5 protein-coding genes are annotated in these 8,131 nt (G+C 52.9%); 2 read left to right on the top strand and 3 right to left on the bottom strand.

The features are described from left to right. Positions 1-49: 49 nt before the first annotated feature. From BEB54_RS09330 to glsA, 3 genes are all read right to left on the bottom strand, one after another. Entirely contained in the window at positions 50-1,405 is a 1,356-nt protein-coding gene (locus BEB54_RS09330) for a TolC family outer membrane protein (protein WP_105277213.1), read from the bottom strand. A 337-nt stretch (positions 1,406-1,742) separates the two neighbouring features. Continuing rightward, the gene (locus BEB54_RS09325; RefSeq protein ID WP_105277212.1) at positions 1,743-3,035 is read right to left on the bottom strand and encodes an APC family permease; all 1,293 of its coding nucleotides are present in this window, start codon (positions 3,033-3,035) and stop codon (positions 1,743-1,745) included. Positions 3,036-3,037: 2 nt separating this feature from the next. Beyond that, entirely contained in the window at positions 3,038-3,970 is a 933-nt protein-coding gene (gene glsA, locus BEB54_RS09320; protein ID WP_001591634.1) for a glutaminase A, read from the bottom strand. Positions 3,971-4,231: 261 nt separating this feature from the next. On the opposite strand from glsA, the gene copA reads away from it, so the two are divergent. Continuing rightward, complete coding sequence (gene copA / locus BEB54_RS09315; RefSeq protein WP_105271974.1) at positions 4,232-6,736, top strand: copper-exporting P-type ATPase CopA; 2,505 nt, start codon at positions 4,232-4,234, stop codon at positions 6,734-6,736. Between the two features lie 428 nt (positions 6,737-7,164). Next, on the top strand, positions 7,165-7,959 hold the full coding sequence (locus BEB54_RS09305; RefSeq protein ID WP_096880457.1) for a TraB/GumN family protein: 795 nt from the start codon (positions 7,165-7,167) through the stop codon (positions 7,957-7,959). Positions 7,960-8,131: the final 172 nt, after the last annotated feature.

Below are 8,131 nucleotides of genomic sequence, written 5' to 3'. Positions count from 1 at the left end.
AAGGTAATCACTCAACAACGATGCATACCTGATATTAATAATGGCAGGATTATTTCAAGTCGGGTAAGTCGTTGTATAAGCCCTGTTTAATTCCCGCTAATGGAATAAGGTTATTAACCGCAGCGGCATAATTCACTGCGGCGACCCAGCCATCATAATTGGCATTTATTTCAGCCGATTGCGCCTGAAAGACATCTTGCTCGACGGTTAATAGATCATTCAGACTGCGTTTGCCCAATTTATATTCATTTTGGTACACATCTCGCGTTTTGTGCGCACTTTCGGATTGTGCTAAACCGGCTTCTTCGCGACCCCGTGCGCCGGTCCAGTTCGCATATGCCACAGACGCTCGTTGCAGCACATCCAGTTTTGCCTGTTCGACCTGCGAGGCAGAGATTTTTTGTTGCCCTTCGGCCTGTTGCACCTGGGCTGAAACCACGCCGCCCTGATACAGCGGCGCGTTAACGTTTAGTTGTAACTGGTCGTCCCAGTACGAGCGGTCGCTGGTCTGGTAGCGCGTTTTGCCGCCCTGAATACTGAGCGTCGGCCAGTATTGCGCTTTAGTTTTTTCCACGCCGTACTGTGCAGACTGGCGTAAGTTTTCTGCCGCCAGTACAAGCGGGATGGACTGGTAATCAATATTTTTCAACGATACCGGCTGCTCGGCTAATTCAGCAGGTGGCTCGGCTATCGCCTCCGGTTGGACGCCAGTGAGCACCGCCAGTTGCGCTTTGGCGCTCGCCATCTGCGCCTGATATTGCTCCAGCGTCGAGCGCATTCCCGCTATACGCGTCTGGGCCTGCAATTCATCTGACGATGAGTTCAGACCAGCGTTAGCGCGCAGCGCCGCCATGTTGTAGACGTTTTCCAGCGAGTGGATATTGCGTTGAGCCGCATCGCACAACGCCTGATAACGACTGACCTCCATATAGGCAGTCGCCGTTTTTTCGGCAACATCGGTTAAAGTTGCCATCAATTTAAAGCGGTAGCTGTCACGAGCGGCGGTTTGCAGTTTGATATCGTTATCTGTTTTACCGAAGTCATACACCAGCTGTGTCAGGGTTATGCCATACGAAACGTTGTTATCAAGCCTGCCGCTGGAGTCCGTTTGTCGGGACGGCCCCGCGTTGCCGGTTAATCCAACGTGCGGATACCAGGCACTTTTGGCTTCATCAATTTGCGCTTCGCCAATACCTATCTGCGCCGCCTGTTGAGTGACGTCGGGATTTCGCGCAAAGGCGCGTAATATACTTTCCTGTAAAGATAATCGGGCAACTGGCGTTACCGCTGGGGCGTTCGCCCATTGTGGCAGCGGTGCAGCAATTGTAGCTTCTCCCATCACCATAAAACTTATTAAAAAAATAAACCCATTATTTTTACGGCTTTTAAACTGGAATCGCGCCATAGATAAGTCACTTCCTTCCAGGTCATTATTTTAACTGGTTTTTATAACCAGTCTCATTTTATTAAGAAGGGTAATAACTTGTGCACCTCTTTTGTCGAACATTGAGATTGGAAAAGAAATGCAGTTAAAAAGCTTATACGTTATTTATTTAGAATACACTACGACTTTTAGATTACCATCATACGCATTAAGAATAATCCACAGCAATAAATGATTAGCATCACAGATTTATCGCGTATATATCATTTTTTTGTGACTTATTTATTAAAGGAATAAGAAAGGAAATTTGAATTAAAGACAAAGGCGCAGTACAGAAAGTACTGCGCCCAGAGAGGTTTTATACGGCTTTATTGCGCTTCATGACCATTGCCACAATAAGGCTGAGTAAGAGCGCGCCAATAATCCATACCAGAGCACGACTGCCCTGGGACCACAGACTGTAGATGAAGCCAACGATCACCAACAACATAACCAACGTGCCAACGATAAGAATCGGCAACGAGGCATGGATATCATGACGCAGGCGCATCGCCACCACAAACACCGCCAGGTAGCAGATCAAAAAGGTGGCACTGGCAACGCTGGCGAGTGAGCCTAAATTTAGCGCCGCCGTCATCAACATAATCAACACCACGACGATGATGTTGCCCCAGGTACTCTGCCGCCACAGAGATTTATTCATTAGCTTTGGCAGTTCGCGTTCGCTGCCCATGTTGTCCATGATGTTAAACACGGCGAACAGGTTCGCGTTGATGGCTGAAGCCGTCGCCAGTAAAGCACCGATGACAACGATCACATAACCCACATGCCCGAGGAGCGGAGATGCTGCCTGCGCTACGGCGGTATCGGCATATTTTTCTAACTCTAATGCCGATACATCGCTAAGCAAAACCAGCGCCAGCGAGATATAAAGCAACGTGGTAACGCCAATCGCCACCAGAAACGCCCGTGGCATAATGATCTGCGGATCTTTCACTTTATCCGCCGCGTTCGCCATCATGCCAAAGCCCGCATAGGCAAGGAAGGTTATCCCGATACAGGAGAAGAACGCACCGGAGCTGGGAGGCGCAGAGACGGAAATATGCGCCGGTTGTAGCGACCAGACACCGGCAATAATCAGCAATAACAGGATCATCATTTTAATGCCGACGAGGATCACTTCCAGCCGTCCTACCGCATGGTTGCTTAAAGAGTTGAATAGCGTCATCACCGCAATGATCCCCAACGCGTAGAGCAGAATAAGGTGCTCCTCCTGGCTGCCTTCATGCAAAAACTGCACGGCATAAGCGCCAAAAGCACGGGCGACCATGGCGATGCTCACCGCCAGCGTCAACAGGTACAGTAACGAGAGCGCCAGCGAAAAGACGCCGTTGCCTAATCCGCGACGAAAGAAGTCGATAATACCGCCATTGCTGGGATAGCTCGCCCCCAGACGCGCATAGGCATAACCGGAAAACATCGCCACAATACCGCCAAAAGCAAAGGCGACCCAGGTCGAGGCTTCCATTAGCAACGCAGCCTGCCCCAGCAGCGCGAAGATCCCCGCCCCCACCATTGCCCCAATGCCAATGGAAACGACGTTCCATAGACCGAGGGGTTTGTTACCGTTATTACCTTCCGTGTTCATCATGATCAGCCCTTAAACACGTTATAGCCGAGTTGCTTAGCGACCGATGCCACCATTTTTTGACCGCGAACACTGTTGCCTTCTTCGTCCAGCGGTGGTGAGAACGCGGCAATTCCCATCACACCAGGAACGACCGCCAGAATACCGCCACCTACACCGCTTTTGCCCGGTAAACCAACGCGATATGCCCAGTCACCGGAGCGACCATACAGCCCTTCCATCATCATTTCGGCCAGAATATACGGCACGTTGTCGGCCTGAAGAACGCGTTTATGAGTCAGCGGATTCACTCCGCCCGCCGCCAGCGTCGCGCCAAGCGTTGCCAGTTCAACAGTATTGATGAGCGTGGAGCACTGACGGGTATACACGTCACAGGCTTCCATTGCATCACAATAGAGATATCCGGCGGAGTACAGCAGCCAGGCTATGGCCCGGTTATGGAAGTTGGTTGTTTGTTCCGACTGGTTGACTTCATCAGAGAGCGCTACCTGCTCACCAGCCAGTTGTTGTTGGATATGTAAAATTCGCTGCCAGCGTTGTTCAGTATTTTCAGCGTTAATCAGGCTGGTGGTGGCAATAGCGCCAGCATTTACCAGTGGCGAAAGCGGTTTGCCGCCATGCAACTCTAAGGCGATAACCGAGTTAAAGGGCAATCCGGTCGGGTCAGCGCCAACTTTGTCCTGTACCGCCTGCGGGCCGACATCTTCTAACGCAAGGGCTAACGTACAGACTTTCGAGATGGATTCCAGCGCAAAGCGGTAATCACTGTCACCCGCACTATAGACGTTGCCATCGCTGGTCACGATAGCCACTGCCGCCAGTTGACCAGGGACATTCGCCAGAAAGGGAATGTAATCGGCATTTTGTCCGCCGTTAAGTGAGTGAAATTGGGTGTAAGCCTGATCCACTGCCTGCTGTAATTTGTTTGCATCTAACATCTTTTGTTAACTCCTTTTTATAGATGCGGGAGGGGATTCCTCACCCCGGTGCCGATTTTCAGGCATCCTGATTTAACTTAGCACCCGCGACTTAACTACAGGAAAACAAAGAGATAAATGTCTAATCCTGATGCAAATTGAGCCGATTTTTTAATCTTTACGGACTTTTACCCGCCTGGTTTATTAATTTCTTGACCTTCCCCTTGCTGGAAGGTTTAACCTTTATCACAGCCAGTCAAAACTGTCTTAAAGGAGTACGTTATGTCACAAACTATCGACCTGACCCTGGACGGCCTGTCCTGCGGTCACTGCGTTAAACGCGTGAAAGAAAGTCTCGAACAGCGCCCGGATGTTGAGCAGGCGGATGTGTCTATCACTGAAGCGCACGTTACCGGCACTGCCAGTGCAGAACAGCTGATCGAAACCATCAAACAAGCGGGTTATGACGCATCTGTAAGCCACCCAAAGGCTAAACCGCTGGCGGAGTCATCAATCCCGTCGGAAGCACTGACAGCGGTTTCTGAGGCGCTTCCGGCAGCAAACGCCGATGACGATGACAGTCAGCAGTTGCTGCTGAGCGGCATGAGCTGCGCCAGCTGTGTTACCCGCGTACAAAATGCGCTGCAAAGCGTACCGGGCGTCACTCAGGCACGGGTAAACCTGGCGGAGCGTACTGCGCTGGTGATGGGCAGTGCCTCCCCACAAGATTTAGTGCAGGCGGTGGAAAAAGCGGGCTACGGCGCGGAAGCGATTGAAGATGACGCTAAACGCCGCGAGCGCCAGCAGGAAACCGCCGTCGCTACCATGAAGCGCTTCCGCTGGCAGGCAATTGTCGCTCTGGCGGTAGGTATCCCGGTGATGGTCTGGGGGATGATCGGCGATAACATGATGGTCACCGCCGACAACCGCAGTCTGTGGTTAGTTATCGGCCTGATAACGCTGGCGGTAATGGTTTTCGCCGGCGGGCATTTTTACCGTAGCGCATGGAAAAGCCTGCTGAACGGTGCGGCGACAATGGATACGCTGGTGGCGCTGGGTACTGGCGTGGCGTGGCTCTATTCAATGAGCGTCAACCTGTGGCCGCAGTGGTTCCCCATGGAAGCGCGACATCTTTATTACGAAGCCAGTGCGATGATTATCGGTCTGATTAATCTCGGTCATATGCTGGAAGCGCGCGCACGTCAGCGTTCTTCAAAGGCGCTGGAAAAGTTACTCGATTTAACCCCGCCGACGGCGCGCCTGGTTACTGACGAAGGTGAAAAAAGCGTGCCGCTGGCAGATGTTCAGCCTGGTATGTTACTACGCCTGACGACCGGCGATCGTGTACCGGTAGATGGTGAAATTACCCAGGGCGAAGCGTGGCTGGATGAAGCAATGCTGACGGGCGAACCTATCCCACAGCAAAAAGGCGAAGGCGATAGCGTTCATGCCGGTACCGTGGTGCAGGACGGTAGCGTGCTGTTTCGTGCCAGTGCGGTTGGCAGCCATACTACGCTGTCACGGATCATTCGTATGGTGCGCCAGGCCCAGAGCAGTAAACCGGAAATCGGCCAGTTGGCGGATAAAATCTCTGCCGTATTTGTGCCGGTAGTGGTGGTGATTGCGCTGGTCAGTGCGGCAATCTGGTACTTCTTTGGTCCGGCACCGCAAATTGTTTATACCCTGGTGATTGCCACTACGGTACTGATTATCGCCTGCCCGTGTGCGCTGGGGCTGGCAACGCCAATGTCGATTATTTCCGGCGTCGGGCGTGCGGCTGAATTTGGCGTGCTGGTGCGGGACGCCGACGCGCTGCAGCGCGCCAGTACGCTCGATACCGTAGTATTCGATAAAACCGGGACGCTGACGGAAGGTAAACCGCAGGTTGTCGCGGTGAAAACATTTGCTGATGTTGACGAAGCGCAGGCGCTGCGTCTGGCGGCGGCACTGGAACAAGGTTCCAGCCATCCGCTGGCACGGGCGATCCTCGATAAAGCAGGCGATATGCAGCTGCCGCAGGTCAACAGCTTCCGTACATTGCGTGGGCTGGGCGTGAGCGGTGAAGCAGAAGGTCATGCGTTATTGCTGGGTAATCAGGCGTTGTTAAATGACCAGCAAGTCGATACTAAAGCGATTGAAGCAGATATTTCAGCTCAGGCATCGCAAGGGGCAACGCCTGTGCTGCTGGCGGTTGACGGGAAAGCGGTGGCCTTGCTGGCTGTACGCGATCCATTGCGTAGTGATAGCGTGGCGGCGCTGCAACGTCTGCATAAAGCGGGATATCGTCTGGTGATGCTAACCGGGGATAACCCCACCACCGCCAATGCGATCGCCAAAGAAGCAGGGATTGATGAGGTGATAGCCGGCGTGCTGCCAGACGGTAAAGCCGAAGCGATCAAACGTCTGCAAAGTGAAGGACGTCAGGTGGCAATGGTGGGCGACGGCATTAACGACGCGCCAGCGCTGGCTCAGGCGGATGTCGGTATTGCTATGGGTGGCGGCAGTGATGTTGCCATTGAAACCGCGGCGATTACCCTGATGCGCCATAGCCTGATGGGTGTTGCGGATGCGCTCGCAATTTCCCGCGCAACGCTGCGCAACATGAAGCAGAACCTGCTCGGTGCGTTTATCTACAACAGCATTGGTATTCCGGTCGCCGCCGGTATTTTGTGGCCGTTCACGGGAACACTGCTTAACCCGGTAGTAGCCGGGGCAGCAATGGCACTCTCGTCGATTACCGTAGTGAGTAACGCCAACCGGTTGCTGCGGTTTAAACCGAAAGAGTGATTGGTATTTACTTAATGCGTTTGTGAGATCCAGTTCTTGTTGCGCTCCTTTTATGAGTCATGCCATATAAAGTGACTGGCGCAAGGAGCGCGCAGGGGGCGGCCAATCGCCGCCGCCCCCTGCACCCCCGGGCTCTGGCGAACAAAATCGCCGCTTCGCGGTACCCTCGGCTTATCCCTTGCGGCTACCGGGTCGGGCGCGAGGTAACATCCCTGTAAAACGCGCCCTCAGCCCACATCCATGTGGGCTGCCCCGGCCTTCAGGGAACGCCTCGGCGATTTTGACGCCACCAACACCCGTGCAGTCTTTCGTTTCAAAGCAAAAACAATTTTTCGATCATATTTAAGCTACCACTGAACAAGCCTCATAACTCCATTTGCGCCATCCCTCACCGCGCGCTAGCATGATATTTCACAAAGGGAGGTCGTATGGATCTGTTGTACCGGGTAAAAACGCTTTGGGCCGCGCTGCGCGGCAATCATTACACCTGGCCTGCTATCGATATCTCTCTTCCCGGCAATCGCCATTTTCATCTGATTGGCAGTATTCATATGGGCAGCCACGATATGGCTCCCCTGCCCACCCGTTTGCTCAAAAAGCTCAAAAACGCCGATGCGCTGATCGTCGAGGCGGATGTTTCCACCAGCGATACGCCTTTTGCCAATTTGCCTGCCTGCGAGGCGCTGGAAGAGCGCATTAGCGAGGAGCAACTCCAAAACCTGCAGCACATTAGCCAGGAGATGGGCATTTCTCCGTCGCTCTTTTCTACCCAACCGCTGTGGCAAATCGCGATGGTTCTTCAGGCGACGCAGGCACAAAAACTGGGGCTGCGGGCAGAATACGGTATCGATTACCAGCTATTGCAGGCGGCGAAGCAACAACATAAACCCGTGATTGAACTGGAAGGGGCAGAAAACCAGATTGCCATGTTGCTCCAACTCCCTGACAAAGGACTGGCGCTGCTGGACGATACGCTGACCCACTGGCACACCAATGCACGGTTGCTGCAACAAATGATGAGCTGGTGGCTGAATACGCCGCCGCAAAATAATGAAATAACGCTGCCTAATACGTTCAGTCAGTCGCTGTACGATGTGTTGATGCATCAGCGAAATCTCGCCTGGCGGGACAAATTACGCGCTATGCCGCCGGGGCGCTATGTGGTCGCGGTCGGTGCACTACATCTGTATGGAGAAGGGAATTTGCCACAAATGTTGCGCTAAAAAAATGGCCAATATCGCTATTGGCCCGTCAAAGAGGAATTTCATTTTTTTATTATTATGCCGTCACTTTAAGCGACGGTGTAACTCGATTGTCGCTCAATCTCACCATCCTGCCAATACTCTTAGGCAAGATGACTCTTTTTTTTGGACCGCCATCAGGCGTATGCTTGCT

Origin of the sequence: Escherichia sp. MOD1-EC6021 (genome assembly GCF_002965245.1) — a bacterium.
In the GTDB taxonomy this organism is placed as follows: Bacteria; Pseudomonadota; Gammaproteobacteria; order Enterobacterales; family Enterobacteriaceae; genus Escherichia; species Escherichia coli_F.
The sequence above is the reverse complement of the archived record's forward strand: the minus strand, read 5'-3'. Positions and strand labels throughout refer to the sequence as shown.

Excerpts from the sequence above, each read along its gene's own strand:
- BEB54_RS09330 (WP_105277213.1), bottom strand. The coding sequence starts at position 1,405 with ATGGCGCGATTCCAGTTTAAAAGCCGTAAAAATAATGGGTTTATTTTT.
- BEB54_RS09325 (WP_105277212.1), bottom strand. The coding sequence starts at position 3,035 with ATGATGAACACGGAAGGTAATAACGGTAACAAACCCCTCGGTCTATGG.
- glsA (WP_001591634.1), bottom strand. The coding sequence starts at position 3,970 with ATGTTAGATGCAAACAAATTACAGCAGGCAGTGGATCAGGCTTACACC.
- copA (WP_105271974.1), top strand. The coding sequence starts at position 4,232 with ATGTCACAAACTATCGACCTGACCCTGGACGGCCTGTCCTGCGGTCAC.
- BEB54_RS09305 (WP_096880457.1), top strand. The coding sequence starts at position 7,165 with ATGGATCTGTTGTACCGGGTAAAAACGCTTTGGGCCGCGCTGCGCGGC.